Source organism: Saccharopolyspora shandongensis, assembly GCF_900106995.1.
Lineage (GTDB): Bacteria > Actinomycetota > Actinomycetes > Mycobacteriales > Pseudonocardiaceae > Saccharopolyspora > Saccharopolyspora shandongensis.
Window position 1 is genome coordinate 66,024 of sequence record NZ_FNOK01000017.1, and the last position, 26,751, is coordinate 92,774.

The 26,751-nt window shown below is 70.2% G+C and carries 30 protein-coding genes and 1 pseudogene; 16 read left to right on the forward strand and 15 right to left on the reverse strand.

What is annotated here, in order from left to right:
* Positions 1–51: 51 nt before the first annotated feature.
* The 4 genes from BLW84_RS19550 to BLW84_RS47535 all read right to left on the reverse strand — a co-directional run bounded on the left by BLW84_RS19550 (position 52) and on the right by BLW84_RS47535 (position 3,726).
* The gene (locus BLW84_RS19550) at positions 52–1,692 is read right to left on the reverse strand and encodes an alpha-amylase family protein (RefSeq protein ID WP_093267292.1); all 1,641 of its coding nucleotides are present in this window, start codon (positions 1,690–1,692) and stop codon (positions 52–54) included.
* Positions 1,668–1,922, reverse strand: a complete 255-nt coding sequence (locus tag BLW84_RS19555; protein WP_245761248.1) for a hypothetical protein — start codon at positions 1,920–1,922, stop codon at positions 1,668–1,670. Before BLW84_RS19555 ends, BLW84_RS19550 begins: the two co-directional genes overlap by 25 nt.
* A gap of 424 nt (positions 1,923–2,346) precedes the next feature.
* Positions 2,347–3,510 carry a mandelate racemase/muconate lactonizing enzyme family protein gene (locus BLW84_RS19560; RefSeq protein WP_245761249.1) on the reverse strand — a complete coding sequence of 388 codons (1,164 nt, stop codon included), beginning with the start codon at positions 3,508–3,510 and terminating at the stop codon, positions 2,347–2,349.
* Between the two features lie 69 nt (positions 3,511–3,579).
* Positions 3,580–3,726 (reverse strand): hypothetical protein, encoded by a 147-nt coding sequence (locus tag BLW84_RS47535; protein WP_177226561.1) that lies wholly within the window; start codon positions 3,724–3,726, stop codon positions 3,580–3,582.
* Here BLW84_RS47535 and BLW84_RS19565 point away from each other — a divergent pair.
* A complete protein-coding gene (locus BLW84_RS19565) occupies positions 3,725–4,432 on the forward strand; it encodes a DedA family protein (RefSeq protein ID WP_093267417.1) in 708 nt (235 codons plus the stop codon). The genes BLW84_RS47535 and BLW84_RS19565 overlap by 2 nt on opposite strands.
* Before the next feature lie 351 nt (positions 4,433–4,783).
* Here the strand turns inward: BLW84_RS19565 and leuA are convergent, their stop codons facing one another.
* Entirely contained in the window at positions 4,784–6,577 is a 1,794-nt protein-coding gene (gene leuA / locus BLW84_RS19570) for a 2-isopropylmalate synthase (RefSeq protein ID WP_093267296.1), read from the reverse strand.
* A gap of 257 nt (positions 6,578–6,834) precedes the next feature.
* Between leuA and BLW84_RS19575 the strand changes: the two genes are divergently transcribed.
* The 4 genes from BLW84_RS19575 to BLW84_RS19590 all read left to right on the forward strand — a co-directional run bounded on the left by BLW84_RS19575 (position 6,835) and on the right by BLW84_RS19590 (position 9,846).
* Entirely contained in the window at positions 6,835–7,116 is a 282-nt protein-coding gene (locus BLW84_RS19575) for a hypothetical protein (protein WP_093267298.1), read from the forward strand.
* Between the two features lie 28 nt (positions 7,117–7,144).
* Positions 7,145–7,495: a hypothetical protein gene (locus BLW84_RS19580; RefSeq protein WP_093267299.1), complete on the forward strand. Its 351-nt coding sequence runs from the start codon at positions 7,145–7,147 to the stop codon at positions 7,493–7,495.
* A gap of 221 nt (positions 7,496–7,716) precedes the next feature.
* Positions 7,717–7,926 (forward strand): hypothetical protein, encoded by a 210-nt coding sequence (locus BLW84_RS19585; RefSeq protein WP_093267301.1) that lies wholly within the window; start codon positions 7,717–7,719, stop codon positions 7,924–7,926.
* Between the two features lie 126 nt (positions 7,927–8,052).
* Positions 8,053–9,846, forward strand: coding sequence for an FUSC family protein (locus BLW84_RS19590; RefSeq protein WP_093267302.1), 1,794 nt, complete (start codon positions 8,053–8,055; stop codon positions 9,844–9,846).
* A 38-nt stretch (positions 9,847–9,884) separates the two neighbouring features.
* On the opposite strand, the gene BLW84_RS19595 is transcribed toward BLW84_RS19590, so the two are convergent.
* Genes BLW84_RS19595 through BLW84_RS19605 form a run of 3 tightly spaced genes read right to left on the reverse strand, consistent with a single transcriptional unit; the run spans position 9,885 to position 12,325 of the window.
* Positions 9,885–10,172 (reverse strand): L-2-amino-thiazoline-4-carboxylic acid hydrolase, encoded by a 288-nt coding sequence (locus BLW84_RS19595; protein ID WP_093267304.1) that lies wholly within the window; start codon positions 10,170–10,172, stop codon positions 9,885–9,887.
* 21 nt (positions 10,173–10,193) lie between these two features.
* Positions 10,194–11,534 carry an FtsX-like permease family protein gene (locus tag BLW84_RS19600; RefSeq protein WP_093267305.1) on the reverse strand — a complete coding sequence of 447 codons (1,341 nt, stop codon included), beginning with the start codon at positions 11,532–11,534 and terminating at the stop codon, positions 10,194–10,196.
* The gene (locus BLW84_RS19605; protein WP_093267306.1) at positions 11,531–12,325 is read right to left on the reverse strand and encodes an ABC transporter ATP-binding protein; all 795 of its coding nucleotides are present in this window, start codon (positions 12,323–12,325) and stop codon (positions 11,531–11,533) included. The genes BLW84_RS19600 and BLW84_RS19605 overlap by 4 nt, the downstream gene beginning before the upstream one ends.
* A 158-nt stretch (positions 12,326–12,483) precedes the next feature.
* Here BLW84_RS19605 and BLW84_RS19610 point away from each other — a divergent pair, with 158 nt between their 5' ends.
* Complete coding sequence (locus tag BLW84_RS19610; protein WP_177226562.1) at positions 12,484–13,281, forward strand: TetR/AcrR family transcriptional regulator; 798 nt, start codon at positions 12,484–12,486, stop codon at positions 13,279–13,281.
* Positions 13,282–13,377: 96 nt separating this feature from the next.
* A complete protein-coding gene (locus BLW84_RS19615) occupies positions 13,378–14,034 on the forward strand; it encodes a maleylpyruvate isomerase N-terminal domain-containing protein (RefSeq protein WP_093267309.1) in 657 nt (218 codons plus the stop codon).
* 142 nt (positions 14,035–14,176) lie between these two features.
* Here BLW84_RS19615 and BLW84_RS19620 read toward each other — a convergent pair whose 3' ends face one another.
* Both BLW84_RS19620 and BLW84_RS19625 read right to left on the reverse strand, forming a co-directional pair.
* Positions 14,177–15,331 (reverse strand): aminotransferase class V-fold PLP-dependent enzyme, encoded by a 1,155-nt coding sequence (locus BLW84_RS19620; RefSeq protein ID WP_093267310.1) that lies wholly within the window; start codon positions 15,329–15,331, stop codon positions 14,177–14,179.
* 105 nt (positions 15,332–15,436) lie between these two features.
* Positions 15,437–16,414, reverse strand: coding sequence for a LacI family DNA-binding transcriptional regulator (locus tag BLW84_RS19625; RefSeq protein ID WP_143060998.1), 978 nt, complete (start codon positions 16,412–16,414; stop codon positions 15,437–15,439).
* Between the two features lie 93 nt (positions 16,415–16,507).
* Between BLW84_RS19625 and BLW84_RS19630 the strand changes: the two genes are divergently transcribed.
* Together BLW84_RS19630 and BLW84_RS19635 are read left to right on the forward strand one after the other, a co-directional pair.
* On the forward strand, positions 16,508–17,827 hold the full coding sequence (locus BLW84_RS19630) for an NCS2 family permease (RefSeq protein ID WP_093267313.1): 1,320 nt from the start codon (positions 16,508–16,510) through the stop codon (positions 17,825–17,827).
* A gap of 407 nt (positions 17,828–18,234) precedes the next feature.
* Positions 18,235–19,932, forward strand: a complete 1,698-nt coding sequence (locus tag BLW84_RS19635; RefSeq protein WP_218157376.1) for an adenine deaminase C-terminal domain-containing protein — start codon at positions 18,235–18,237, stop codon at positions 19,930–19,932.
* A gap of 74 nt (positions 19,933–20,006) precedes the next feature.
* On the opposite strand, the gene BLW84_RS19640 is transcribed toward BLW84_RS19635, so the two are convergent.
* Positions 20,007–20,393 carry a winged helix-turn-helix transcriptional regulator gene (locus BLW84_RS19640; protein WP_093267315.1) on the reverse strand — a complete coding sequence of 129 codons (387 nt, stop codon included), beginning with the start codon at positions 20,391–20,393 and terminating at the stop codon, positions 20,007–20,009.
* 75 nt (positions 20,394–20,468) lie between these two features.
* Here BLW84_RS19640 and BLW84_RS19645 point away from each other — a divergent pair, with 75 nt between their 5' ends.
* From BLW84_RS19645 to BLW84_RS19655, 3 genes and pseudogenes are all read left to right on the forward strand, one after another.
* Positions 20,469–21,326 carry an alpha/beta fold hydrolase gene (locus BLW84_RS19645; protein ID WP_093267316.1) on the forward strand — a complete coding sequence of 286 codons (858 nt, stop codon included), beginning with the start codon at positions 20,469–20,471 and terminating at the stop codon, positions 21,324–21,326.
* A gap of 128 nt (positions 21,327–21,454) precedes the next feature.
* Entirely contained in the window at positions 21,455–21,817 is a 363-nt protein-coding gene (locus tag BLW84_RS19650) for a YciI family protein (protein ID WP_093267318.1), read from the forward strand.
* Positions 21,814–23,018 (forward strand): annotated as a pseudogene (locus BLW84_RS19655) (RNA polymerase sigma factor). Before BLW84_RS19650 ends, BLW84_RS19655 begins: the two are co-directional and overlap by 4 nt.
* Positions 23,019–23,070: 52 nt before the next feature.
* Here the strand turns inward: BLW84_RS19655 and BLW84_RS19660 are convergent.
* Both BLW84_RS19660 and BLW84_RS19665 read right to left on the reverse strand, forming a co-directional pair.
* A complete protein-coding gene (locus tag BLW84_RS19660) occupies positions 23,071–23,328 on the reverse strand; it encodes a DUF397 domain-containing protein (RefSeq protein ID WP_093267319.1) in 258 nt (85 codons plus the stop codon).
* Complete coding sequence (locus tag BLW84_RS19665) at positions 23,325–24,179, reverse strand: helix-turn-helix domain-containing protein (protein WP_093267321.1); 855 nt, start codon at positions 24,177–24,179, stop codon at positions 23,325–23,327. Before BLW84_RS19665 ends, BLW84_RS19660 begins: the two co-directional genes overlap by 4 nt.
* A gap of 121 nt (positions 24,180–24,300) precedes the next feature.
* Between BLW84_RS19665 and BLW84_RS19670 the strand changes: the two genes are divergently transcribed.
* Genes BLW84_RS19670 through BLW84_RS19680 form a run of 3 tightly spaced genes read left to right on the forward strand, consistent with a single transcriptional unit; the run spans position 24,301 to position 25,029 of the window.
* Positions 24,301–24,549, forward strand: a complete 249-nt coding sequence (locus BLW84_RS19670) for an HC3 family zinc finger protein (RefSeq protein WP_143060999.1) — start codon at positions 24,301–24,303, stop codon at positions 24,547–24,549.
* On the forward strand, positions 24,539–24,739 hold the full coding sequence (locus tag BLW84_RS19675; RefSeq protein ID WP_093267322.1) for a hypothetical protein: 201 nt from the start codon (positions 24,539–24,541) through the stop codon (positions 24,737–24,739). The genes BLW84_RS19670 and BLW84_RS19675 overlap by 11 nt, the downstream gene beginning before the upstream one ends.
* Positions 24,730–25,029 carry a hypothetical protein gene (locus BLW84_RS19680; RefSeq protein WP_143061000.1) on the forward strand — a complete coding sequence of 100 codons (300 nt, stop codon included), beginning with the start codon at positions 24,730–24,732 and terminating at the stop codon, positions 25,027–25,029. Before BLW84_RS19675 ends, BLW84_RS19680 begins: the two co-directional genes overlap by 10 nt.
* A gap of 226 nt (positions 25,030–25,255) precedes the next feature.
* Here BLW84_RS19680 and BLW84_RS19685 read toward each other — a convergent pair whose 3' ends face one another.
* Positions 25,256–25,900: a permease prefix domain 1-containing protein gene (locus tag BLW84_RS19685; RefSeq protein ID WP_093267325.1), complete on the reverse strand. Its 645-nt coding sequence runs from the start codon at positions 25,898–25,900 to the stop codon at positions 25,256–25,258.
* Positions 25,897–26,229, reverse strand: coding sequence for a PadR family transcriptional regulator (locus tag BLW84_RS19690; protein ID WP_093267327.1), 333 nt, complete (start codon positions 26,227–26,229; stop codon positions 25,897–25,899). Before BLW84_RS19690 ends, BLW84_RS19685 begins: the two co-directional genes overlap by 4 nt.
* A gap of 74 nt (positions 26,230–26,303) precedes the next feature.
* Between BLW84_RS19690 and BLW84_RS19695 the strand changes: the two genes are divergently transcribed.
* Entirely contained in the window at positions 26,304–26,747 is a 444-nt protein-coding gene (locus BLW84_RS19695) for a DUF2269 family protein (protein WP_093267328.1), read from the forward strand.
* The last annotated feature ends 4 nt before the right edge of the window (positions 26,748–26,751 follow it).

The following is a 26,751-nucleotide window of genomic DNA, read 5'->3' on the forward strand; positions in this document are numbered from 1 at the left end:
CAGGCGTGGCGAGGCGACGTTTTCGCGCGAAAACGGCGCGTCGAAGCCCGGCTACTCCGGGGCGTGTTCCCGGGCCCAGCGGCAGATCGCCGCGACCTCCTCGGCGTGGGCCGGGAGCGTGTCGTCGGCGATGCCGACGACCGGGATGTGGGCCTCGCGCGCCACGTCCGGCGGGCGGCGCAGGAAGCCCCTCTCGTGCACACCCGTGCTGCCCGGCCCCGGCGTTCCTTCGGCGAGGTGGCCGGTGGTGCGGCCGTACCGGGTGAGCACGCGGGGTTTGCGCAGGTCCCGGTCCGCACCGAACCACTGCTGGCTCAGCGGGAAGATCGCCGTCAGCGCGTCCCACCAGCCCTCGGTGGCGAGCACCAGCCCGGGGTGGCGGTGGTGCAGCTCGTCGGCGAGCCGGCGGTAGCCGTCGATCACCTCGTAGCGCGGGTCGTTGAACCAGTAGCCCAGGGTGTCCAGGAACGCCGCGTCGACGCCGAAGTCCCGCACCATCGCCGAGATCGACTCCACCAGGTGGGCGCGGAAATCCGGTTCGCCGGGGTTGAGGAAGACCTGATCGCCCTCGCCGACCCGGTCGCTGTCCCAGTCCGGCCGGTTCAGCAGTTCCACGTAGCGGTTGGTGTCGTTGCGCAGCGCCGCCCGCTCCCACGCCGGGTACTCGATCACGTTCGCGCCGTGCCCGCCGTACATCGGCATCAGCCGCACGCCGAGCTGCCGCGCGGTCTGCGCGAGCGCGGCGAAACCCGCTGCGCCGCCCAGGTCTTCGCCGGGCCGGTATCGCGGGTAGGCGTAGTAGTAGCGGCCTTCCCAGCCGGGCAGGTAGGCCAGCACGCGGCTCGGATCGATGTGCCGCGCGACGAATCGCAGCGCCTCGGCCATCTGTGCGAACGTGTTGAACACGTAGCCCGTCCAGTGCTGCCCGTGCAGCGTCACCACCAGCGCGGTCCGCCGCAGCCAGTCCGGCACGTCCGGGCGGGAGGACCACGGCACCAGGTTCTGCGAACCCTCCACAAAGGACATGTGCTCGTCCAGGTCGGCGTCGGCGCTGTGCCCGGTGGTGCCCAGCCGCAGCCGGATCGACGGCACCCGGCAGGTCGTCGAGCGCGCCGTCGCCGACGGCACGTGCACCAGCTCGGCGATCGGGCCCGGCGCGTACGGGGGCTGGTGGACGTGCAGGATCTTCCGCCGCACCAGCGGATCGCGGACGCTGAGCACGAGCCCGTTCGGCTCGTCCCCGGCCGCCACCCACGGCGTCGCCCAGTCCGAGCCCGGGTATTCCAGCTGGAACCGCTGGCCGTTGACGCCGTGCGCCCAGCCGCGCCCGGTGTTCGGCGTCCACCAGCCGGCCCGCAGCTGCTCCGGCGGCAGGCCGCGCAGCAGCAGCTTCACCGCCTTGATCGGCTCGTCGTGGCGGACGGTGATGGACCACTCCAGCACGCCGGCCGCGCGGGTCACCTCGACGTCGGCCTCGCCGGCCTCCACCTGGACTTGCTGGCCGAGCCGCGCGTACCGGTCGGCGTGCACGTGGACGCGGTCGCCTTCCCGGACGTGCGCCCGCTCGGCGTCGATGCCGTAGCCGTTGGTCGTGGTGAACACCTGCAGCGCCCACTCCACGCCGGCGGCGCCGGGCACGGGGAAGTAGGGGTCTCGGGGGTCGAAGCTCAGGTCGGTGTCGATGAGGGCCACGCCGGTGCCTCCGATCCCTCGGAGCCGCGCGACAGGTAGCCGGCGGCCTCGTCCAGCAGCGCTGCGAGGTCATCGGTTTCATCGGCAGTGAAGACGAGCGTCTCGCCCGGCGGCAGCACCACGGCGACCCGATCTCCGACGACCAGCACTGTCATGTTGCCCGAATCGACCGGTGTGGTGCACGGGATTCGCCAGCGGAGCTGTTCGGTCGGGTCCTCGGTCGGCCACATGTCCACCTCAACACTGCTGCACTTCGGTGCCTGACTGAACCTCGACGGCAGCCCGACATCAAGTCCGGTAGACCGATCGAGTGATGGAGGCGCGCAACGTCCGCGACGGCGCCGTTGGAAAAGACGATTTGTCTGAAATGGCGCAGCTGTTCGTGTCGGCCTCGAAGTTCACCGCGGGTTCTCGGGCGCAGAGCGGGTCTGGAAACAAAAAGGGAATGAACAGGGGGAGGGGCCGGCGTCCCCGACGTTTCCCCCGTCTCCGGCCCGTCTCCCCCTGCCCCTGTTCCCCAGGGGCGTCGCCTGGCATCTCGCGACGTCATCAATGGTGCCGACTCGGAGGAATGCGCAATACCATCTTTGGTCGAGTGTGTTCACCGGCTCGGACGCCGATTCTCGGCGTAGCGAAATACGACTTCCGGTGTATTCAGGGCGGCGGTTCGGCCCCGCCCGGCGGTTCGGCGAAGCCGTACTCGTGCCCCGCGACCTGGTACAACTCCGCGTACCGGGCCAGCCGGTCGCGATCCAGCCGGACCCCGATGCCCGGTCGGTCCGGCAGGCGCAGCCGACCACCCGGATAGCGCAGCGGTCCGTCCTCCACCACGTCGTCCGCGAGCAACCGGCCGTAGGACTGGTTGGCGCAGTGGAATCCCGGCGTGGCGGCGATCAGGTGGGCCGCGGCGCACGTCGCGATGCCCAGTTCGCCGAGGCTCTGCTTGACGACCGGGATGCCCGCCGCCTCGCCGATCCCGGCCGAGCGCTTCAGGTTCAGCAGGCCGCCGTCCAGCACGTTGTCCGCCGAGATCGCGTCCGCCGCGCCCTGCCTGATCACGTCCAGCTGGTCGTGCCGGGTGCGCGACGCCGCGTCGGCGAGCAGCGGCACGCCCGCGCGGGCGCGCAACCGGGCCATCTCCGGCAGGTTCCGGTCGGAGACCGGTTGCTCGGCGAACTCGATGTCGTAGGGCTCCAGCGCGCGCAGGGCGCGGAGCGCCGCGGCGGGCGACCACGCCCCGTCGGCGTCGATCCGCAGCGCGGCCCGGGCGCCGATGCCGTCGCGGACCGCGGCCACCCGTGCGACGTCGGTGGCCTGCTCGGCGGCGCCGACCTTGACGTAGAAGCTCTCGAAGCCCGCCGCGGCGCCCCGCACGGCCTGCTCCCGCATCCACTCCGGCGGGCCCGCCGGGACGTAGTGCAGGTATTCGACCTCCTCGCGCAGCGGGCCGCCGAAGAGGTTGACCAGCGGTTGGTCGCATGCCTTGCCGACGATGTCCCAGCAGGCCATGTCGATGGCGGCCGTCGCGGGGCCAGTGGTGCCCGCGTGGTGCGAGGTGCCGGTGACGTCGATCAGCTTCGCGATGCGCTCGATGCGGAACGGGTCCTCGCCGATGGCGAACCGCTCGACCCAGCGCAGCGCGGCGAGCACGACGTCGGCCGACGGGTACGCCGGGGCCTCGCCGAGGCCGGTGATGCCTTCGTCGGTGTCGATCTCGATCAGCACGCTGACCAGGCCGCGGCGGCTGCCGGAGGCCCATCTCTCGGTGGTGTCGAACGGCACGGCGACCGGGATGCTGCGGATGCCGATTATGCGCAAAACGCCCTCCCCCCAGGGCATCGCGGGCGGCGCCTCCCCCAGTCGCCCGCGATTGCTGTGTGGCTACCGTCACACCAACCGCTGCACTCCGCCAAAGATGCGCACGCCTTCTGCGTCGTCGATGACACCAATCCGGCCCGTGTACGTACCCTGGCCGATGGCGCCGGTCGTTTCGGCGACCGCGCGACGCGTTCTCGGACCGGAATGGACGTTCATGATCGAGTGGCTGGACACGATCCCCCCAGGGGTGATCTACCTGGTGGTCGGGCTGATCATCGGGCTGGAAAGCGTGGGGATTCCGCTGCCCGGCGAGATCATGCTCGTCAGCGCCGGGGTCGCGGCGTCGCAGGGCGTGGCCAATCCGGTGGTGCTCGGCATCGTCGCCGCGAGCGGCGCGATCATCGGCGACTCGGTCGGCTACGCGGTCGGGAAGCGCTACGGCCGCACGCTGCTGGGCTGGCTCGGTCGCAAGCTGCCGAAGCACTTCGGGCCGAAACCGGTGCGCCAGGCGGAACGCGCGTTCGACCGCTACGGCGCGTGGGCGGTGTTCGGCGGCCGGTTCGTGGCGCTGCTGCGCATCCTCGCCGGCCCGCTGGCCGGGATCCTGGGCATGCCGTACCGCAAGTTCCTGATCGCGAACGCCACGGGCGGCATCGCGTGGGCGGGCACGGTGACGACGCTGGCCTACATCTTCGGCGTGGTCGCCGGGCAGTGGTTCCACCGCTTCTCGTGGGTGGCGCTGCTGGTCACGGTGGTCTTGGGCTGGCTGATCGTGCGCTTCGTCCGCCGCCGCGCGGAGCGAGAAGACGAGGCGGAGCTGGAAGCAGCCGAGATCTCGGACGAAACCGAGGGCCCGGACGAAACCGGCGAATCGGCGAAGGCCGAAGGCTCGGAGCCCGAGACCGACGCCCCGGTGCGCTGACGCCGCTGGCCCACAGTTTCAATGAGCGTTTTTCATCCTGGTCGGCCCGCAGTCGCGGGTCGCAAAGGTGCACGTCGATGGGGTGTCGTATGCGCCGCAGGCGCATAGCCCACCTACGACACTTGCACCGCCGCGGGTTCTCAGAGGTTCCCTCGTCGAGGACGGCCCTGACGCCGTGTATTGGACATACATAAGTCAGGGCACCCACAGACCAGGGAGCCTCTGAGGTTCCGCCACCCGCACCGCCACGCAAATCGAGGTTGGAAAAACCTCAATTGAAACTGCGATCCGTCAACGAACGGCCCGTTCACCCCGCCAGACGGGGTGAACGGGCCGTTCGCGTTGCGTCGGTCAGCGGTTGGCGCGGTTCACCGCGGATACCACCGCGCGCAGCATCGCGGTGATCGTCGAGGTGTCGACGCCGACGCCCCAGAAGATCTCGTCGCCCACGGCGCACTCCAGGTACGCCGCGGCGCGCGCGTCGTCACCGGCGGTCAGCGCGTGCTCGTGGTAGTCCATGACCCGCACGTCGTAGCCGATGCTGCTCAGCGCGTCGACGAAGGCCGAGACCGGGCCGTTGCCGGTGCCGGTGATCTCCTGCTCCTCGCCGTCCACGACGACGGTGGCGGTGATGGACTCGTTGCCGTTCTCGCCCGCGGCGCGCTGCCGGACCAGCTTCAGCGGCGCGGTGCCCTCCAGGTACTCGCTGGAGAACGCCGACCACATCGCCGCCGGGCTGACCTCGCCGCCCTCGGAGTCGGTGCGCGCCTGCACGACCTTGGAGAACTCGATCTGCAGCTTGCGCGGCAGGTCCAGCTGGTGCTCGGTCTTCATGATGTAGGCGACGCCGCCCTTGCCGGACTGCGAGTTGACCCGGATCACGGCCTCGTAGGTGCGGCCCACGTCCTTCGGGTCGATCGGCAGGTACGGCACCTCCCACGGGTGCTCGTCCACCGGGGTGCCGGCCTGGTTCGCCGCGTCGTGCAGCGCGTCCAGGCCCTTGTTGATGGCGTCCTGGTGGCTGCCGGAGAAGGCGGTGTAGACCAGCTCGCCGCCCCACGGGTGCCGCTCCGCCACGGGCAGCTGGTTGCAGTGCTCGACGGTGCGCTTGACGTAGTCGATGTCGGAGAAGTCGATCTGCGGGTCGATTCCCTGGCTGAACAGGTTCATGCCCAGCGCCACCAGGTCGACGTTGCCGGTGCGCTCGCCGTTGCCGAACAGGCAGCCCTCGATGCGGTCCGCGCCGGCCTGGTAGCCCAGCTCGGCGGCGGCGATGCCGGTGCCGCGGTCGTTGTGCGGGTGCAGCGACAGGATCACCGAGTCGCGCCGGGCCAGGTTCCGGTGCATCCATTCGATGGAGTCGGCGTAGACGTTCGGGGTGGCCATCTCGACGGTGGCGGGCAGGTTCAGGATCACCGGCCGCTCCGGAGTGGGCTGCCAGATCTCGGTGACCGCGTCGCACACCTCGGCGGCGTAGGACAGCTCGGTGCCGGTGTAGGACTCCGGGGAGTACTGGAAGCGGAAGTCGGTGTCGGAGTACTTGCCGGCCAGCTCCAGGGTCATCTCGGCGGCCGAGGTGGCGATCTTCTTGATGCCCTCGCGCTCTTCGCGGAACACCACGCGGCGCTGCAGGATCGACGTCGAGTTGTAGATGTGCACGATCGCCTGCGGCGCGCCCTCCAGCGACTGGAAGGTCCGCTCGATCAGCTCGGGGCGGCACTGGGTGAGCACCTGGATGCGGACGTCGTCGGGGATCGCGCCGTCCTCGATGATCTCGCGGACGAAGTCGAAGTCGGTCTGGCTGGCGGCCGGGAAGCCGACCTCGATCTCCTTGAAGCCCATCTGCACCAGCAGGTCGAACATGCGGCGCTTGCGGGCCGGCGACATCGGGTCGATCAGCGCCTGGTTGCCGTCGCGCAGGTCGACCGCGCACCACAGCGGCGCCTTGGTGATCCGCTTGTCGGGCCAGGTCCGGTCGGGCACGGATACGTCCTCGACCAGCTCGTGGAAGGGGCGGTAGCGGTGGTAGGGCATCGAGCTGCCCAGCTGCGGGTTCCACGGCTGCTGGTCGGCGGGGGCGGGCCGGGACGGCTTCCGCACCTTGCCGCCGAAGGGCGCTTGCGAGTCGGGCGTGTTGGTGCTCATCCGAAAGGTTCTCCTGCTCAACTACCGGGTCTGGACCGACGACCGGCGCGTTCGAACCCCGCGACGAGGGGCCGGCCTAGGAGACCCCGTCGCGGCTTCGAAGCAGGAGAACGCGAGCCACGGAACTAGGCTAACCGCAGTAGTGGCCCGAAATGCAAGCACCCCTTCCACATCGTGGGAAGTGACACGTCACGATCTTCTCCCGCACGAGATCGAATCCGCCTGGCAGAGTGGTCGGTGGATCAACGGGAGGGTCGATGGCGGGGAAGAAGGGGCGATCCGGGGTCGCGACGCTGATCAACGGTGCGGGTTTCCTGCTCGCCGCGATGCTGGTGCTGCACATCTTGTTCGTGGTGACCGGCTTCCCGGCGGAGAACGGGCTGGCCAGGTCGGTGGCGCAGGCCGCCGAGCCGCTGGCGCTGTTCTTCCCCGGCTTGGTGCAGGCGCCGGCCGAGGTGCTGCAGGTGCTGCTCGACTACGGCCTGGCGGCGGTGTTCTGGGTGCTCGTGGGCGGGCTGCTGGCACGAATGTTCGGCTGACCAAGTCCGTCGTGCCACACTGGAGATCGTGGCGGATGACGTGAGCACGGATGCGCACGAGAACGGGGTGCGTCGCGCTGACCTGCGGCGGGCCCGGGCTCGGGTGGTCGGCGTGGTCAGCAAGGTGGTCCGCTGGGTCGGCAACGCGGGTGCCGCGCTGCTGGCGATCCACGCGGTGTTCGCCATCGGCGGCGCCAACCCGGACAACGGCATCACGAAGTTCGTGGCGACCTGGGCGAAGCCGCTGGCGCTGGGCTTCGAGGACCTGTTCATGCCGGACGACCCGCAGCTCGCGGTGGCGATCAACTACGGGATCGCGGCCCTGTTCTGGCTGATCGCCACGGCGATGGCGGTCCGCATCCTCCGTGCCATCGCCTGACAGTCCACTTCGGACATCTAGTTTTCTTTGCCGAAGGGCGGCTCGAAGGTGAGGATGCCTTGGGGCGTGACGTCGTCGACGCGCAGGAGCCGGGGGAGCAGGTCATCGCTGATCCCCGAGAGCTCGTCCTTGAGGCGCTTCGAAAGATCCCGTCGTGGGATTCGTGCAGCACCGCGTTGTCGGTGAGGTCCACCACGACCCGGACCCCCTTCTCGTCGTAGGTGCTGATCTTCGACTTGACGTTCTTCCCGAAATCGCTGACCACGGCGGCGAGGTTGGTCTTCCCGGTCACCTTCACGTGGTCGCCGAGGTTCGTCCGGCGGACGGACCGGGCGGGCATCGCCGAGGGCGGTGTTGGTGCCCGTCCTGCCCCTGCCGCTGCCCCGTCGTCCGAGCGCCGGTCGAATTCGCTGCTCCTCGGCCGGATGTGATCGAGCCCAAGCTGTGACGCCGGTGGCGTTCGGCGGTGCGACGGCTTCCGGCGCGTGACAATCGGGTGCAACCCAATGCCGCTCGGCGTGGAGCGCGTGTCCCCAAAGCACCGAAGGGATGTGCGTGTGACGATCCGAGCGCTCCCCGGCACCTTGCTGCCGCCCTGGCTGTTGCGGATGTTGCGGCCCGTGCCGATTCCGGCGGACTGGACCCGGGCGTGCGCGGCGAGCATCGGCGTGGGGCTTCCGCAGGTCGCGGGCCTGCTGACCGGCCGGATCGAGGAGGCCGTGCTCGCCTCGGTCGGCGCGCTGTGCGCGAGTTTCTCCGACCTGACCGGCTCCTACGGGTACCGGCTGCGCCGGGTGGGCTTGGCCGCGATCCTCGGCGCGCTCGGGTTCGCGGCCGGGGCCGCCGCGCCGGGCCCGTGGTGGGCGGCGGCGATCGTGCTCGCGGTCGCGGTGCCATCGGTGCTTTCCAGCAGGATGGGCGATCTCTGGTCATCCGGCGGCGCGCACATGCTGACGTTCTGCGTGGTCGCGACCGGTCAGCGTTCGGAGCTGCCGCTCGGCGCCCAGGTCTGGTGGTTCTTCGCCGGTGAGCTGCTGGTGGTCGCGATCATCGCCGCCACCTGGCCGTTCCGGGGCACGGCCCCGGCGCGGAACGCGGTCGCGGCGATTTTCGAGACCACGCTGCGCATGTTCGACTCACCGATCACGGCGAGGCAGGAGCTGACGAAGGCGCTCGACAATGCGCACGACGTGCTCGTGGGCGAAGGTTCGATGTCGCGCAGCCGCGTGCGCGACCGCCTCTACCTCGTCTACACCTACGCCACGCCGATCGTCGAAGCATCGGTTTCCCTTGCGCACAGCGGAAAGCAGCCGCCGGAGCGGGCTCGCGAAGCGCTGCGCGAGCTGGCGCGCTGCATGCGAACCGGCGACCTCCCGCCGCCCTACCGGCCCGGCGCCGACGACTCGCCGCTAGTGCGCGCCCTGGACCGGGGCATCGCGGACCTGGTCACCGCCTTCCGGCGCGCGAAGCTCCCGCGGGTTTCCGGCGATCACCGCGAGCGCTTCCGGCTGACCTTCGGCCGCTCCACCTGGGCGCAGGTGTGCCGGATGCTGCTGTGCCTGGCGCTCGCGGAGGGCATCGGGCTGGCGGCGGGCATGGCCGAGCCGTACTGGATCGCGCTGACGGTCGCGCTGGTGCTGAAGCCGAACTCGGGCTCGGTCTTCGCCCGCACCGTGCTGCGCGCGGTCGGCACCGTGATCGGCGTGCTCGTCGCCTCGGCGCTGCTCGCGCTCGTGCCGACCGGCTGGTGGCTGCTGCCGTTCATCGTCGCGCTGGCCGCGAAGCTGCCCGAGGCGCTCAGCAGGCATTACGGCCTGTTCACCGCGGTCATGACGGCGCTGGTCCTGCTGCAGATGAGCCAGAGCGCGCAGTTCTTCCCGGCGGCCCGGCTGGTGGACACGGTCATCGGCTGCGCGATCGTCCTGGCCGGCGGCCTCCTGTTGCGGCCGTTGCACCGGGGACCGGCGCTGCCGAGCCGGTTCGCGGACGCGGTGGAGGCGGTGTCGGAGTACGTGTCCCAGTCGCTCGCGGGAGTCCGCCACGGCCGCCCGGCTCTCCGCCGCCGCACCTACCGCCAGCTCGCGGACCTCAGGTCGGCACTGCAGCAGGAGCTGATGAACCCGACGACGGCGGCGGCGGCGGAGAGGTGGTGGCCTGCGGTGATCGTCCTGGAAAGAGTGGTGGACGCGGCCACGGAGAAGGCGGTCCGCAACGACCCGCAAGACCTCCAAGAGGCCCAACGCCTGGTGTCGACGATGCGCACCACGACCCGCCAACTCCGCACAACCCAGGTACCCCCGGCGGAACTGCGCGAAGAACTGGAGCGCATCTACACCGGCGTCGGCTCGTGAGCGCTTCGGAGAGCGCGGCCCCGAAGCGCTCGCCGGCCTCAGCCGTCGGTGCGGCTGAAGTGGAACGGGCAGTGCGTGCCGCCCAATCCGATGGTGGTGGCGCGCTCGAACCGAAAACCGTGCGCATCCGGGTCGATCGCGTCGATCCAGTTGCGGTCGAAGTCGCACATCGCCGGGGCGAGCTCCGGCGCGGAGTTGGCGACCAGCACGTCGTAGTAGAAGCAGCGGTGGATGTCCGCGTGGAAACGCCGATCGTCGTCGACGGGGTGGCGGAACTCGAAGCCCTCGCCGAACGATTGGTGTTCACGGGTTTTCGCGAGTTCCAACTGCCCGTCGGGTGCAGGTGGTCAGGTGGTGAGTGCGGCGATCGGGCGCACGCGGGTGGCGCGCAGGGTGGGGAGGACCGTGGCGGCGAGCGCGACCAGGAACGCGCCGCCGGCGATGGCCAGGTACATCCAGAGCGGGCCCGACGGGATCGGCGACCCGGTTTTGACGATGCTGTACGGAACCGCGGTCACCGCGGCCGCGATCGTGCCGAGCACGACCGCGATGCCGGCCGAGACCGTGCTCTCCACCGCCACCACGCCCAGCACCTGCGGCCTCGTCGAGGCCGTCAGGCGCAGCAGCCCGAACTCGCGGCGCCGGTTCCGGGTCGCGGCGATCAGCGTGTTCGTCACCGCGATCACGCAGAACATGATGATCATCGCCACGACGAGGTAGTTGGCGGCCGCGAACTGCGGCCCCATGTCGTTCGTCCGGCGCGCGGTGCCGAGCGTGCTGTCCTCCGTGCTCTGCATGTACAGCGTTCCGGTGGCGATCCCCACGAGCAGCACCAGCGGCCCGACCACTGTGCTCGCCCGGGCCGCGCGGGCGCTGAGGTTGCGCACCGCGAGCCTGCCCACGCTGCTCGGCACCCATGCCGCGGCACGACCCGCCGTTGCCACCACGGCAGGGCTCAACAGCGTCAGCCCGATCGCGATCCCGATGCACGCGGGTCCGGCCGCGGCCGCGAGCATCGGCCCGTTCGACATGAACAGCGTGCCGATACCGGCACCCAGGCCGACCGCCAGGAAACCGGTCGCCACGAGCAGTTTCGCGCGGGTGACAGGGGAACGCCCCGGACCGTCGGCGGACTCGGCGAGCGCGAGCACCGGCGCGACCCCGGCCGCCCTCCTGCCGACGATCGCGGCCGCCAACGCGGCGGACAGCAAGGAGACGGCGGCTCCCGCCGTCGGAGTTCGCCACGTCGTCACGAGTTCGATCCCCGCGCTCACGACGCCCGCGTCCACCACGCGGTCGAGGAGGAACGCGCCGAGCCAGACCCCGGGAAGCGCGCCGACCACCACGGCAGGCAGTGCGATGGCGATCGTTTCCGCGAGCACAGCGCGCCGCAGCTGCGCCGTGGAGGTGCCGATCGAACGCAGCAGCGCGAGTTCCCGCTCCCGTTGTTGGATCACCAGCGCAACGGCGGAAACCACGCCGAACGCCACGATCACGACGGTCCACCCACCCATGATCGCCGCCAGGATCGTCAGGGATTCCGCTTCGCCGGACGGATCGGCGAGCCCGGTTTCGGCCAGCGCGGCGAAGGCGGTGAGCAGCGCGGTCCCCGCGATGATCACGCCGGCGGAGGCGAGGTAGGAGCCGAGCCGGGCCCGCACGGTGCGCAGGGCGAGCCGCCACATCATCGCGCACCGCCGTTCGGCCGGGCCGCACCGAGCGTCGCCATCCGGGCCGCGACGGCGTCGGCGCTCGGCCGGTGCAGGGTGTCCACCACGCGGCCGTCGGCGAAGAACACCACGGCATCGGCGACCGAGGCGGCGATCGGGTCGTGGGTGACCATCACGATGGTCCGCCCGGCGTCGTCGACGGCATCCCGCAGCAGCCCGAGCACCTCGGCCGCGGATCGGCTGTCCAGCGCGCCGGTCGGCTCGTCGGCGAAGATCACCGCCGGTTCGCTCAGCAGCGCGCGGGCGATCGCGACCCGCTGCTGCTGGCCGCCGGAGAGCTTCGCGGGCCGCGCGTCCGCGTGGCCGCCGAGCCCGAGCCTGGCCAGCACGTCGCGGGCGGCGGAGTCCGCGACCCGCCGGGACGCGAGTTCGGCGGGGAGTGTGACGTTCTGCCGGACGGTCAGCGTCGGCACCAGGTTGTAGGCCTGGAAGATGAATCCCAGCCGGTCTCGGCGCAGCCGCGTCAGGGCGGCCTCGTCGAGCGACGTCAGCTCGGTGCCTTCGACGGACACGGAACCGGAGGTCGGCCGGTCCAGCCCGGCCGCGCAGTGCAGCAGCGTGCTCTTGCCCGAGCCGGACGGCCCCATGACGGCGGTGAGCGTGCGCCGGGGGAACGCGAACGTCACGCCGTCGAGCACGGTCGTGGTGGTGGCGCCGGTTCGATACGTCTTGACGACGTCGCGCAGCACCACGCTGTGGCGCACGGGCGGCCGCTGGGCCGGTTTGGCCGGGTACGGTGTACGAGTCATAAATACACCGTACTCGATCACATCCGAGAAATAGCGACAGGTCTTGAAATCCTCGGTTAACTAGGAAAAACAGCGAGCGACGTGCGCTAATCGACACGATATCGCCGTCGAGTATGCTTTCGTCACGAACATCGATCCGTGACGAAAAGGAGCGTGCGATGGGGAACTGCCTGGTGTGCGGGCGGGAGCTGCCGCCGCCCGGCCGCGGGCGCCCGCAGCAGTACTGCACGCGGGCCTGCCGCGCGCGGGCCTACCGCGAGCGCGTTGCGGAGAAGCAGCAGCAGGATTCCGGGCAGCCGGAAGAAGCGCCCGCGCTGACCGTGGAGCGCATCGTGGCGGCCGCGATCGCGCTGGCCGACCGGGACGGCGGTTCGGGGCTCTCGATGCGGCGCACGGCGGCCGAGCTGGGCGTCGGCGCGATGTCGTTGTACCGCTACGTCCCCGGCAAGGAGGAGCTCGGCGGGCTGATGATCGACGAGGTGTTCGGGCAGCGCCCGCTGCCGGAGCCGGGCCCGCCCGGCTGGCGGGCGAAGCTCGAACTGTCGGCGCAGCGCGAATGGGAGATCTACGTCGAACACCCCTGGGCGCCGCAGCTCTTCGCGCTCACGACCCGGCCGCCGGTCGCGCCGCGGATGATGGCCTACACCGACTGGCGGATGCGCGCCATCGACGGGCTCGGCCTCGACTTCGAGACGATGGTGCGGTTGGCGATCATGGTCTCGGTGCACACGCAGAGCGCGGCGCTCTCCCTGGCGCGCGAGAAGCACGCGAAGGATTCCCGGGAGCACTGGCTGGGCATGCGGAACGCGAAGCACCAGGCGGTCTTCGACGCGGGCCGGTTGACGATGATCGCCCGCTTCGGCGAGGAGTCCTTCCGCGCCTCGGAGCCGGCGAGCATCTTCGAGTTCGGCCTGCAGCGGCTCCTGGACGGGGTCGCCCAGCTGATCCCGGAGTAGCCGAATCCCGTTCGCAGGCAACGCTGTTCTCCTCCGCGGCCGAGCGCGATCGCGAAATCGGTCGCCGGGCGGGGTGGGCGCTGCTAGCTTGCGGCTGTGGATCTCTTCTCCCGCTCGTGGGCGGCGTTGCGCTCGGCCGTCGCCGAACTCTCCGACGAAGACTTCGCGCAGCCGTCCGGTTGCGCCGGCTGGCTCGTGCGAGACCTGGTGTGCCACCTGGTCATCGACGCCCAGGACGTCCTGATCACCCTCGTGACCCCGGCCGACGCGGAACCGACCCGCGACGCGGTGACCTACTGGGCGGTCTCCGGCACGCCGCCGACCGGCGACGACCCGCTGGATGCGCTGATCGTCCGGCTGGCCGCCGCCTACGAGCAGCCGGAGCTGCTGAAGTTCCACCTCGACGACGTCGGCTCCGCCGCCGGGCGAGCCGCCGAGCTCGCCGATCCGAACCTCGTGGTGAGCACCCAGGACATGGTGCTCACCGCGCGCGACTACCTCTCCGCGTACGTCCTGGAGTGGACCCTGCACCACCTCGACCTGATCGTGCACCTCCCGGACGCGGCGGGCCCGCCCGCCGGGGGCCTCGCCCGGACCCGCGAGATGCTGGAGGAGATCGCCGGGACGACGTTCCCCGCGTCGTTCTCCGCCGAGGACGCGCTGCTGATCGGCACGGGCCGCCGGAATCCCACCGACGCGGAGAAGGCCGAGCTGGGCGAGCTGGCCGCGAAGCTGCCGTTCGTCATCGGCTGATCAGTCCACCATTGACCGCAAGCCTCTGGGACTTCCCGAGTTTGCCCAAGCGGCCGTCTGGTGCGTCGATTTCGCGCGAAATCGACGTTCCCCGTGAGGGCGAGATGGCGATTTCGCGCGAAATCGCCGGAGCCTCTGATGCCTACCCGACTTCGTGGAGCGTCGCGTGGAGCTGCTCCGCCGCCTCCCAGGCGTCCACGTAGCGCAGCCACGACGGCGCGAAGCTCAGCTTGAGCAGGTCGCCCTCGGCGTAGTCCACCAGCACGTCGCGGTCGTACAGCGCCTCCGCGATCCGCTGGGCCCTGTCGTGGCGCAGGCTGATCTGCGCGCCGCGCTGCAGTCCCTCGCGCACCGGCACGACTTCGATCTGCGCGTCGGCGCAGAAGTCGTCCAGCCGCGTGAGGAAGACCTCCACCAGTCGCGCCGCCTTCGCGGCGAGCGCCGCCGGGGCCACACCGTCCAGGATGGACAGTCCCGATCGCAGCTCGGCGAGAGACAGGGAGCCCGCGAACCCGTCGCCCAGCGACGGCAGTGCGCCCGCTGAGGTGCAGGAGGTCCTCGGCGCCTCGTGGCGGTGCCGTTCGGCGACGAAGCAGTAGGCGGGCGCACCCGAGCCGCCGCCGAGGTAGCGGTCGCCGCTGCCGATGGCGAAATCGACGTCCCAGCCGCGCAGATCCACGTCCAGCGCGCCCGCCGAGCCGCTGAGCTCCCACAGCGCCAGCGCGCCCGCCCGGTGGATTTCGGCCGTGATGGCGGCCGCGTCGCGCACGCCTCCGGTCTGCGTGTCGGTGTGCGACACGGCGACCACCGCGACCTGGCCGGCAGGCAGCTCGGACAGGTCCGCACTGCTGCGGATCAGGTGCAGGCGACCGCCGATGAAGTCGGCCGCGGACCGGGCCAGCAGGCAGTCGGCGGGAAACCAGTCCCGGCCCACCGCGAGGATCGGCCGCCCGGGGCGCAGCCGCGCGGCCGCGAGCAGCGTGTTGAACAGGCTGATCGATGCCGTCTCGGCGACGGTGATCTCGCCGGCCTCGGCGCCGATCAGCGGCGCGAGCGATGCCGCCGCGAGCCGCGCTTCGCCGCGCCATTCGGATTCGCCGCACACGCGGCCGGTGTAGGACTGCCGGTGGTGCTCGACGAACCGGCGTAGCCGGTCGGGTGTGGTGCGCGGCAGCGGGCCGCCGCTGCTGCCGTCGAGGTGGATCAGGCCGGGCGGTAGGTCGTAGCGGGCACGCAGATCGGCGAGCTGGTCGGTCCGATCGAGCGCCTCTGCCGTCGGCCGGGTGGTGGTCCACACGAGTGAAGTCTTACCGCATGACCCAACGGTCCGTAACGGGTGAAGCGTTCAAGAGCCGAACATCAGTGGAAGTCGTGGTGCTCACGGCCCAGTGGCCTGCGCCGTTCAGGCGGGTGCGGCCGTGGTCGCGCCGATCACGAGCTCGACGGGCACCGATCGGTGCCGCGGCTCCGGTGGCCGCCCGTCGACCACGCCGAGCAGCGTGCGCACCGCTGAGGCGCCGGCGTCCTCGGTCGGGACGTGCAGCGTGGTCGCTTCCGGCACGGCGAGGCCGAATTCCGCGAGATCGTCGGCGCAGCACACGCTGAGCTGCTCCGGAACCTGCACGCCGAGCGTGGCCAGCCGGTACATCAGCCCCAGGAACAGCGCGCTGTTGTAGGCGACGGCGGCGGTGCACCCGCTCGCCACCAGCTCGTCGGCGATCCGGTTGCCCGCCTCGAAGGTCGGTGGCAGCGGGCCGAACGCGACGACCTCGTGCCCGGAGCCGTTGCGCAGGCCGTCGAGCCGGCGCGGGTCCGCCCACGAGCCGCGCGGCCCGCCGAGGTAGGCGATGCGGCGGTGGCCGAGCCCGGCGAGGTGCGCGCCCATCTCGTGCAGCCCGCCGGGCGTGTCGATGACGACCGACGGCACGCCGCGCGCCCGCCGGTCGACCAGCACCATCGGCACGTCCGGGAGGGTGAACAGCGAGGCCGGGCCGCGCGGGGCGATGGCCACGAAGCCGTCGACCCGGTCGCGCAGCCGGTCGATCAGGGTTCGTTCCCGCTCCGGCGATTCGTCGCTGACCACGACCAGCAGATCGTTGCCTGCCTCCTCGGCGGCGCGCTGCGCGCCCGCGATGATCGTCGCGTAGAACGGGTTCGTCAGGTCCGGGACGATCATGGCCAGCAGCCTGCTGCGCCCGGTGGCCAGCGCCTGGGCCGACGGGTGGTAGCGGAAGCCGAGCTCGATCGCCGCGTCGCGAACCCGCTGCCGGGTCCGCTCCGCGACCATCTCCGGCCGCACCAGCGCGCGCGACGCGGTCGCCACCGACACGCCGGCCTTGCGGGCCACGTCGGCCAGCCGCGCCATCGCGTCCTCCCTCACGTCTCTTTGACACCTTCATACCCTGCCGCTTATCGTCCCTGCAATCGCTTGCAATGCAAGCGCTTGCATCTTTCACCAGGGGAGATACCGCTGATGACCGACGTGAGATCGGGATCGAAGCTGGACGGCTGGTTCCGGTTGTCCGAACGCGGCAGCTCGGTGCGCACCGAACTGCTGGCCGGGCTGAGCATGTTCTTCGCGTCGGCCTACGCAGTGGTGGTGATCCCCGGCATGCTCGCCAAGGCCGGCGTGCCGCACGCCGCGGCCACCACCGGCACGATCCTGACGATCGTGCTGGCCACCGCCGCGGTCGGCTTCTTCGCCAACATGCCGTTCGTGCTCGCGCCCGGGCTCGGCGGAACCGCGCTGGTCGCGGCGACGCTGGTGCAGCAGCAGCACGTGCCGTACCCGGTCGCGATGGGCATGGTCTTCTGGTCCGGCGTGGCGATCCTCGCGCTGTCGCTGCTCGGGCTGCGCGGGCTGCTGGCCAAGGTCATCCCGCAGAACATCCGGCTGGCCATCGGCACCGCCATCGGGCTGTTCATCGTCTACATCGGCTTCAAGCTCTCCGGCATGCTCGAACCGGGCAAGAGCGGGCTGGAGATCGGCGACCTCAGCTCACCGGAACCGCTGCTCGCGCTCGGCGGCATCGTGCTGGTGGCCGCACTGCAGGCGCGCAAGGTGCCGGGCGCGTTCGTCATCGGCATCGTGGTGCTGACCCTGATCGGCATCCCGCTGGGCGTCACGGAGCTGCCGGACCACTGGTTCCAGGCGCCGGCCGGCGTCGGCCCGGTCGCGTTCCACATCGACGTCTGGGGCGCCCTGCGGCCGGAGTACCTGCAGTACCTGTTCGCGTTCTTCGCCTCGGAGCTGTTCTCCGCGACCGGCGTCGTCCTCGCGGTGACCGAGCGGATCGGGCTGACCGAGCGCGAGGGCCAGAAGTCGAACATCAACCGGACGTTCCTGGTCGACTCGGTCGCGATCACCGGCGGCTCGATGTTCGGCGCCCCGTCGGTGACCACCTACGCGGAGTCCGCGGCCGGTTCCGACGCCGGTGGCCGCACCGGGCTGACGTCGCTGACCACGGCGGGCCTGTTCCTGGTGCTGCTGCTGTTCACGCCGTTCGCCACGATGATCCCGTCGGCGGCGACCGCGCCGGTGCTGGTCGTGGTCGGGCTGAGCATGATGCGGGGCTTCAAGAAGGTCGACATGACCGACCTGACCGAGGCGATCCCGGCCGGGCTGCTGGTGGCGTGCACGATCTTCTGGGGGAACTTCGGCAACGGCATCGCGGCCGCCCTGACGGCGTACGTGCTGATCAAGGTGGTGGCGGGCAAGTTCCGGGACATCCACCTCGGCATGTGGATCATGCTGCCGATCCTGGTCCTCTTCTTCGCCACCTCCGCCCACTAGCGGGTCCCCCGGCGGTGTCGACCTCCCGCAGTTTCCATTGAAATCGGAGGTCCAGTTTCAATGAGCGTTTTTCATCCTGGTGAGCCCGCAGTCGCGGGGCGCAAAGGTGCACGTCGATGGGGTGTCGCATGCGCCGCAGGCGCATAGCCCACCTACGACACCTGCACCGCCGCGGGTTCACGGTGCCCACCCCTTTGGGGTTCCCTCGGCGAGGACGGCCCTGACGCCGTGTATTGGACATACATAAGTCAGGGCACCCACAGACCAGGGAGCCTCTGAGGTTCCGCTACCCGCACCGCCACGCAAACTGAGGTTGGAAAAACCTCAATGGAAACTGCGGACCATCGGCGTGTCGCACAAGACCTCGTCGGACGACCTGCCCACGACGAATCCTGAGGAGCCTTGCCTTGACCGACCTGCGGATCACTGGTGGACGCGTGGTCTCCACGTTCACCGGCGAGATCTTCGACGCCGACGTGCTGGTGACCGGCGAGGTGATCAGCGGCGTCGTGCCGCCCGGCGCCGGCCCGGAAGCCGCCGAGGTGATCGACGCCGGCGGCAGGCTGGTCGTCCCGGGGTTCATCGACGCCCACATGCACGTCGAGAGCTCGTTCGCGACGCCCGCGGCCTTCGCCCGGCTGACGCTGCCGCGCGGCACCACGACGGTGCTCGCCGATCCGCACGAGATCGTCAACGTCGCGGGCAAGGCCGCGATGCGCTGGATGATCGAGGACGGCGAGCGCTGCCCGCAGACCCAGCTCTGGGGCGTGCCGTCGTGCGTGCCCGCGCTGGCGGGCATGGAGTACTCGGGCGCGCACCTGGATCCCGAGGACATCGACGAACTCCTCGGCTGGGACGGCGTTTCCGCCCTCGCCGAGGTGATGGACTACCGGGCCGTGGTGGCCGGTGACCAGCGGATGCACGACATCGTCCGGGTCGCTCGCGAGCGCGGCACGATCCTCGACGGGCACTGCCCGAACCTCTCCGGCGAGGAGCTCAGCAAGTACCTGGCCACCGGCATCGACTCCGACCACACCAAGAACGCCCCGGCGGTCGCGGTCGAGAAGGCGCGGCTGGGCATGACGGTGATGCTGCAGGAGAAGTGCCTGCTCCCGGAGGTCGTGTCGGCGCTGGCGTCGCTGCCGCAGCTGCCGCCGCTGTGCCTGGTGACCGATGACCTGGCGGCCGACCACATCGCCGCGAAGGGCCACCTGGACCACATTGGACGGACGGCGGTGGCGGCGGGCCTGGCGCCGCTGGACGCCCTGCGCGCCCTGACCTGGAACCCGGCCCAGCGCCTCCGCAAGTACGACCGCGGCGTGGTGGCGCCGTCGAAGCGCGCGGACCTGCTGCTGCTCGACGGCGAGCTGGCCGACTTCGCGGTGCACACGGTGATCGCCGGCGGCGCGGTGGTGGCCCGCGGCGGCGAGCCGACCTACCCGGCGCCGGACGTCACCGACCACCCCTTCGCCGGTTCCGTGCACATCGACGAGATCGCGCCGGACGAGTTCCGCTGGCGGCTCGACCTGCCGGACGGCCGGCACAAGTTCCGCGCGCTGAAGGTGAATCCGGTCGACACCTACACCGAGGCGGCCGAGGTGCGGCTCGACGTGCTCGACGGCGAAGTGCAGTGGGAGGGCCACGTCGCGCTGCTCTGGGTGCGAAACCGCCACGGCCGCACCAACACCTCGTGCGTCCCGGTCATCGGCATGTCCCTCGGCGACGGAGCCCTGACCACCACGTACGCCCACGACAGCCACAACTTCGTCACCCTCGGAACGACGCGGCGAGCCATGCGAGCCACCGCGGAAGCGGTGCTGGCCGACGACGGCGGCGTCGCGGTCGCCCACGCCGGAGGCGTGGCGGCGCGGCTGCCGCTGGCCGTCGGAGGCGTCATGTCGGCGGAGCCGACGGCGGAGATCGTGGCGGGCAGCCGCCGAGTGCGCGAAGCGCTCGAGGCGTGGGGTTGGCGGCACGCGAACCCGTTCATGAGCGTCTCGACGCTGACCCTCGCGGTCTCCCCGAGCGTCAAGATCACGGACCTCGGCCTGGTCGACGTCCTGGCGAGAGACTGGACCCCGCAGGTCCTCGATTGCTGCCACTGACACACGAATCCCGCCACCTCATCGCCGTCACCGTTGCCGGGTGCACCGTGACTTCGCGCCCGGCGATGGGCACGTCAGTTATCGCCGGATCGCGCCGTCGCGTTGGCCTGATCGATCTCGGCCATGTGCTCCTCCGCCCATTCCCGGAGCGCCGCCAGCGGCACTTCGAGCGAGCGGCCCAGGCCGGTGAGCCGGTAGTGGACCTTCGGCGGCACGGTCGGTTCCACGCGGCGGGCGACCAGGCCGTCGCGGGTGAGGCTCTGCAGCGTCGCGGACAGCATCTTCTGCGAGACGCCGGGCATTCGCCGCTGCAGCTCGGCGAAGCGCACTTCCTCGGGATCGGCGTCGGCGAGGACCTTGACCGCCATCGACGTCCACTTCGTGCCGATCCGGTCCAGCAGCCTGCGGGTGGGGCAGCCGGGATCGAAGAGATCGCCGCGGTTGCCCTTCGGGGCGGTCACCTGGAGCTCACCACCTGTCGTGGAAGTGCCGTCTTGGCACCTCGAGTGCCGTTACCTACGGTTCTGTAGTAACCAATGGTAACCACTCGTGGAGGTATCGTGCCCGACATCGTCCGGGTCCGGGCCAACGGCATCGACGTCAACGTGGCGGTGGCCGGCGCGGGCCCCGCCGTCCTGCTGCTGCACGGCTTTCCGCACACCTGGCGGCTCTGGTCCGAGGTGATCCCGCAGCTGGCGCCCCGCCACCGCGTCATCGCCCCGGACCTGCGGGGCCTCGGTGCCAGCACGAGAGCGGCCGACGGCTACGACGCGGGCACGCTCGCCGCCGACGCCGAGGCGCTGCTCGACGCGCTGGGGGAGCAGACGGCGGCAGTGGTCGGCATCGACGCGGGAACGCCGCCGGCTTTCCTGCTGGCCATGCGGCGACCCGAGCGGATTCGGCGGCTCGTGGTCATGGAGTCGCTGCTAGGCACGCTGCCCGGAGCCGAGGACTTCCTCGCGGGCGGTGCGCCGTGGTGGTTCGGTTTCCACTCGGTCCCCGGGCTCGCGGAAACCGTCCTGGCCGGGCACGAGGCGGAGTACGTCGACTGGTTCCTCAAGACGGGCACCCGCGGCCGCGGCATCCCGGGGGAGATCCGCGACGAGTTCGTCGCCGCCTACGCGGAAAGCGAAGCCCTGCGCTGCGCGTTCTCGATCTACCGAGAGATGCCCACCAGCGCGCGCCAGATCCGCGAATCGGTCGCGGCGGCCAGACTCAGCGTGCCGACCATGGCGATCGGCGCGCATCCGGTCGGCAGCGCCCTCGAACGCCAGCTGCGCCCGATCGCCGACGATCTCGTGGCGCACCTCGTCGAGGACTGCGGGCACATCATCCCGCTGGATCGCCCCCAAGCCCTGGCGTCGCTGCTGATCCCGTTCCTGGCTGGCGTTTAGGCTGGTCAGCGGCACGTGCAGAAAAAGTTGGAAAAAGTTGGTGCCCGGATGTCGAGGACCCGTCGTCGACTCCGACCAGAGGGTGACAGCGCGCCGACGGGGCGCGCGGGACGGGAAGGACACCCAAGATGAAGTACGTCGCGATGATCTACGGCAACCAGGCCAAGTGGGACTCCTACCCGGCCGAGAAGTGGCCCGAGGCGATCGCGAAGCAGGACGCGTTCAACAAGAGGTACCGCGAGACCGGCGAGCTGATCGGCGCCTACGGCCTCGCCGACGCGGCCAACGCCCAGCTCATCCGCCGCAAGGACGGCGCCCCGGTGGTCACCGACGGCCCGTACCTGGAGACCAAGGAGTACCTCGCCAGCTTCTACCTGCTCGACTGCGAATCCCTGGAGCGGGCGCAGGAGATCGCCGCCGACATGCCGTTCGCCGATGCGGAGCCGGTCGAGCTGTGGCCGGTGCTGCACGAGGCCGCGGGGGACATGTGAGCCACGGTGTTGAGGACCTGCTGCGCGAACTGGCGCCGCAGGTCCTCGGCTCGCTCGTCCGCCGATACGGCGCCTTCGATTCGTGCGAGGACGCCGTGCAGGAGGCGCTGATCGCGGCGGCCCTGCAGTGGCCGGACGCGGGCGTGCCGGAGAACCCGCGGGGCTGGCTGATCACCGTCGCCTCGCGGAAGCTGGTGGACCAGGTCCGCAGCGAGGCGGCACGCCGTCGCCGCGAGGAAGCCACGCGGCGGACAGCACGCCGGAGACCGACCAGGACGATTCCCTGGCCCTGCTGTTCCTGTGCTGCCATCCCGCGCTGTCCTCGGCGAGCCGGGTCGCGCTGACGCTGCGCGCGGTCGGCGGCTTGACGACGTCGCAGATCGCCGCCGCGTTCCTGGTGCCGGAGGCGACCATGGCGCAGCGGATCAGCCGGGCCAAGCAGGGCATCAAGGCCGCCGGCTCGACCCTCGCCATGCCGGCGGACGCCGACCGCGCCGAGCGGTTGGACGAGGTCCGGCACGTGCTGTACCTGATCTTCAACGAGGGCTACACAGCGACGGACGGCGCGGACCTGACGGCGCCGGAGCTGTCGACGGAGGCGATCCGCCTCGCCCGCCTGCTGCACCGCCTGGTGCCCGAAGACACCGAAACAGCGGGACTTCTCGCCCTGATGCTGCTCACCGACGCCCGCCGCCCGGCGCGAACCGATGAGCACGGCGAGTTGGTGCCGCTGGAGGAACAGGACCGCGGCCGCTGGAACCACCGGCTCATCGCCGAAGGCATCGAGCTGATCAGCCGAACCCTGCCGCGCGGCCAGGTCGGCCCGTACCAGCTCCAAGCGGCCATCGCGGCGGTGCACGACGAGGCGGAGAGCTCGGAGGACACGGACTGGCCGCAAATCCTGGTCCTCTACGAACTCCTGGAGGAAACCGGGCCGAACCCGGTGGTGACGCTCAACCGAGCGGTCGCGGTCGCGATGGTCCACGGCCCGGCGGCCGGGCTCGAACTGCTGGCGACGTTGGCGGAGGACAAGCGGATCGCCTGCCACCACCGGCTCTTCGCCACCCGCGCCCACCTGCTGGAACTCCTCGGCGAGAACGCCGCAGCAGCGGAGGCGTTCCGCGAAGCGGCCCGCCGAACGACGAGCGCACCCGAGCGCCGACACCTCGTGTCGCGTGCCCGCCGATTGGAAGGCCCGTGAGTACTTTGTGCTGCTATAGCAACACAAAGTACTCACGGCCTTGAGCAGCACCTCAGCGCTCGAACCGCCCATCCTTAACAGCAGCGACGAAGCTGGACCACTGCGAAGCATCCGCGACGAAGTACCCAGCCGACCGGTCCTTCGTGTCCCGCACAGCGGTACCACCAGGTAACGCGCCGATCTCGACGCAGGAGTCCGTGTTCTGGCTCCGGCTCGACGTTCGCCAGCCGGTCACAACGCGGCCTACTTCGACGCAGTCGCCGGTGTTCTGGCTGTAGCTCGACTTACGCCAGTTGATCACTCTCGTCATCGCTCGGCCTCCAAGTCTTTGCGGATTTCGGCGATGAGCTTCCTGGATCCCGCGTAGCTCAGCGCCGCCTTGAACACCATATCCGCTGCTTGGCGATAAATTTCTACGTCGTCTGGCTCATGCAGGTATAGCCCCGATCGGCGGTTTTCCAGCTGGACGACAGGTCGGGATTCCTCCGATTCGATCAGGATGAACAGGCCCTCCAGGGCGGGATGCCAGCCGCTGGCGAAGGGCACAACCCGCAGGTCCACGTTCTCCCGCTCCGACATGAGCAGCAAATGGTCCATCTGATCGGCCATTACGTTCGGCCCGCCAAGGACTTGCCGCAGAGCAGCTTCGCCGATCGCGACGGCGAGGCGTACCGGATTTTCCTGGCGCGTGATCGCCTCACGTCGTCCGGCACGAACGGCGATTCTGGTTTCGATCTCACCCAGCGGGACGCCGCCGCCGGTCATGATCGCTCGAACGTAGGCCGTGGTTTGGAGCAATCCCGGAATGAGCAGAGGCGCGGCTTGCGTGATGGCCGTTGCAGTTCGCTCAAATTCCAGGAGTGCGGCGAGTTGTTGACGTTGCTCGGGGAGACTGACGGCTAGCCAATGCGGAGCACTGGTATTCCGCGTCATGTCGACGATCTCGTCGTACCGTTCGCCTGTCACGCCAAGGGTTGTCAGAATCCGCGCTACATCAGCTGGTTTTGGGCAACGGTCGCCGGTTTCCCATCGGGAGAGAGTCCCGGGCGCGCACTCGATCTGGCTCGCAAAATGCCGCAGCTTCCAGCCTTGCTCTTCGCGTGCCGCGCGGAGCGCGGCGCCTAGGGCGCGCGCTTTGGGTGTCCGAGTGTTTCCAGGCATGCAACGAAGAATATGCCTCACAGTAGCGGTTGAGCATCACTCGAAGAGGTAGTTGCCGATCAAAGTTTCCGTTGGTTTTCTAGATTCCGGAAACAAAAAGTCAACGGCGTGGGGGTGCTGGATGTATTCGTTCCACTGGGTTCCTGCGGATGGGCAGCGGCATGCGAGCCTGGATTCCCGTCCGGGCGGCGGTTATCCGACCGGCATGCCGGTGTCGACGTTGTGCGAGCGGAACTTGCCGGCCGACAACTCGGATCTCGGCTGGCTGTGGTCCACCTGCGGCGACTGCAACGCAGAAGCGCACCGCATAGCCGGAACTCGCCCCGACGCCAACGGTTTCCAGTCGACGTCGCCGGGCCGTGGGCGCTGAGAACGCGGCCCTGGCGGTCCTGCTGCGGCGGGCCCAATGGCTGCTCGACGACCTCGCCTTCCAGGTCGGCGCAGGTCACCGCGATGCCGACGACTTCGAAGCCGTCGCCACCGTTCTTTCCGAGATCTCCCGACTGCTCCAGGAAAAGTCCCCGACCACCAACTCAGAAGGAACCGTCGAATGCTCGTAATGCTCCCGGTCATCGCCGTGATCGTCACCGCCCCGGCGCTCTTCTTCCTCGCCATGCACTGGAAGGCCGACCAGCCGCAGCATGCCGGAGGAGGCGAAGGAGCCCTGACGGTCTGGCAGCTGATCGCCAACGTCGAAGCCGAACGACAACAACGTTCGCAACCGGGCCGCCACCGCCTCCGCGAGCCGGCACCCGACGACGAACCCCAAAACTCCACATCGGACACCGAGATCTCCGCTCCACCACAGGAGATCCAGCAGAGAATCCTCGAAGCCCTCCACCGCCTCTGAACCCCTAGACCAAGGGCCCGGAAGCCGACGCGCCCCCGAACCCTCCGGCGCCGGGCCCCTGCGGGCCGGTCGGTGCGCCCCCTCCCCACGCACCGACCGGCCACCCCCGCTGAGGCGGCGGTTTCGCGCGAAACCGTCATTCTCCAGGCGTGCGCGCGCCGTTTTCGCGCGAAAACGTCGCCCCACAGGTACGACGAGGCCTAAAACGGCAATCGCTGATCGCGGGTCAGCAGATCGGCAGGCGGGCGCACTCGCGGCAGACCCGGGCCGACGTCGCCAGCACCGCGTGCGACGCGACCGTGAACCCGCCCGCGAGCAGGATCAGCGGCCACGCGGTCGCCAACGGCAAGGCGATGGCGAGCGCGATCCCGGCGAACGGCATGGCCACGCTGGCGGTGGTGCCCGCCCAGCCGACCAGCAGCGGAAGCCGGTCCGGCACGGGCAACCAGCGGGTGAGCGGCCCGGTCGCGGCCAGGGTCGCCGCCGCGAGCACCCCGGCGGCCGCCGCGACAGCGGTCAGCAGCTGGACCGCGTGCGGCAGCTGCCAGCCCTGGATGTGGCTGGCCGTCCAGATCGCGTACCAGCAGACGATCAGGAATCCGACGGTGACGATGAGCGCCCGGGCGGTGTGCCGGGTCTGGGCGATGGTGAGCTCTTGCTGGCAGCTCGGCGCAAGCTCGCTGGGCGTTCCGAACTCCCGCACCGCCTGCTCGACGGCCTGCCGGTACGGCAACCCTTCGGCGGTCTGCGCCGCCACCGCGTCCACCAGGCCGTCGCGGATCTCGCCGACCAGCCGGGACTTCGCCCGCGCCGGGCCGTGCAGGGCGGTCGTCAGCTCGGCGGCGTAGTCCTCGATCGGATCGGCGCTCATGCGGTGCCCCGGCTCGGGTTGAGGACCGCGCTGATCGTGGCCGTGAAGTCGTCCCAGGCCGTGCGCGCCTTGGCCAGGTTGCCCCGCCCAGCGTCGGTGAGCCGGTAGCAGCGGCGGCGCCGTTCGCCGATGGATTCCCAGCTGCTGCGCAGCAATCCGAGTCGCTCCAGCCGGTTCAGGGCCGGGTAGATCGTCCCGGTGCGCAGTTCCAGCGCGCCGCCGCTGCGCTGCTGGACCTCGGTGATGATCGCGTAGCCGTGCAGCGGTCCGTGCTCCAGCACGGCCAGCAGCAGCCCGTCCAGATGCCCTCGCACCGCATCGACCCTCATGAGTTGGCAGCCTACACAGTCGTGTATATATTGCCAATCAACATGTCGACAGACTACATATCTGGGGGTCTGCGGTGACCAAGCTGCTGCTGTCCATCCACGTCCTCGCGGCGATGCTGGTGATCGGGCCGATCACCGTGGCCGCCTCGATGTTCCCGCGGTACGCCAAGCAAGCACCCGACTCCGACCGCGCGGCCGGAATCGCCAAGCTGCTGCACCGGATCTGCCGCGGCTACGCCGTCGCGGGCATCGCGGTCCCGGTCTTCGGCCTCGCGACCGGCGCCCAGCTCGGCGTCCTCACCGACCCCTGGCTGATCATCTCGATCGTGCTGACGGCGATCGCCGCGGCCATCCTGGTGATGGCGATCCTCCCCGCCCAGCGGCGCATGCTCGGCGAGGCCGACGACCTGAACGCCACGGCGAAGCGCCTGGCGATGCTCACCGGCATCTTCAACGTGCTCTGGGTGATCGTCGTGGTGCTCATGATCGTCCGCCCCGGCTCGACGACGGGAGCGTGAAGCC

Bases quoted from the DNA above. Each gene is read 5' to 3' on its own strand.
- leuA (WP_093267296.1), bottom strand. From the start codon at position 6,577: ATGAGCACCAACACGCCCGACTCGCAAGCGCCCTTCGGCGGCAAGGTG.
- BLW84_RS19610 (WP_177226562.1), top strand. From the start codon at position 12,484: ATGGGGAACTGCCTGGTGTGCGGGCGGGAGCTGCCGCCGCCCGGCCGC.
- BLW84_RS19605 (WP_093267306.1), bottom strand. From the start codon at position 12,325: ATGACTCGTACACCGTACCCGGCCAAACCGGCCCAGCGGCCGCCCGTG.
- BLW84_RS19685 (WP_093267325.1), bottom strand. From the start codon at position 25,900: ATGAGCGCCGATCCGATCGAGGACTACGCCGCCGAGCTGACGACCGCC.
- BLW84_RS19600 (WP_093267305.1), bottom strand. From the start codon at position 11,534: ATGATGTGGCGGCTCGCCCTGCGCACCGTGCGGGCCCGGCTCGGCTCC.
- BLW84_RS19650 (WP_093267318.1), top strand. From the start codon at position 21,455: ATGAAGTACGTCGCGATGATCTACGGCAACCAGGCCAAGTGGGACTCC.
- BLW84_RS19690 (WP_093267327.1), bottom strand. From the start codon at position 26,229: ATGAGGGTCGATGCGGTGCGAGGGCATCTGGACGGGCTGCTGCTGGCC.
- BLW84_RS19630 (WP_093267313.1), top strand. From the start codon at position 16,508: ATGACCGACGTGAGATCGGGATCGAAGCTGGACGGCTGGTTCCGGTTG.
- BLW84_RS19555 (WP_245761248.1), bottom strand. From the start codon at position 1,922: ATGTGGCCGACCGAGGACCCGACCGAACAGCTCCGCTGGCGAATCCCG.
- BLW84_RS19660 (WP_093267319.1), bottom strand. From the start codon at position 23,328: ATGACGAGAGTGATCAACTGGCGTAAGTCGAGCTACAGCCAGAACACC.
- BLW84_RS19575 (WP_093267298.1), top strand. From the start codon at position 6,835: ATGGCGGGGAAGAAGGGGCGATCCGGGGTCGCGACGCTGATCAACGGT.
- BLW84_RS47535 (WP_177226561.1), bottom strand. From the start codon at position 3,726: ATGAACGTCCATTCCGGTCCGAGAACGCGTCGCGCGGTCGCCGAAACG.
- BLW84_RS19680 (WP_143061000.1), top strand. From the start codon at position 24,730: ATGCTCGTAATGCTCCCGGTCATCGCCGTGATCGTCACCGCCCCGGCG.
- BLW84_RS19670 (WP_143060999.1), top strand. From the start codon at position 24,301: ATGTATTCGTTCCACTGGGTTCCTGCGGATGGGCAGCGGCATGCGAGC.
- BLW84_RS19645 (WP_093267316.1), top strand. From the start codon at position 20,469: ATGGTAACCACTCGTGGAGGTATCGTGCCCGACATCGTCCGGGTCCGG.
- BLW84_RS19565 (WP_093267417.1), top strand. From the start codon at position 3,725: ATGATCGAGTGGCTGGACACGATCCCCCCAGGGGTGATCTACCTGGTG.
- BLW84_RS19665 (WP_093267321.1), bottom strand. From the start codon at position 24,179: ATGCCTGGAAACACTCGGACACCCAAAGCGCGCGCCCTAGGCGCCGCG.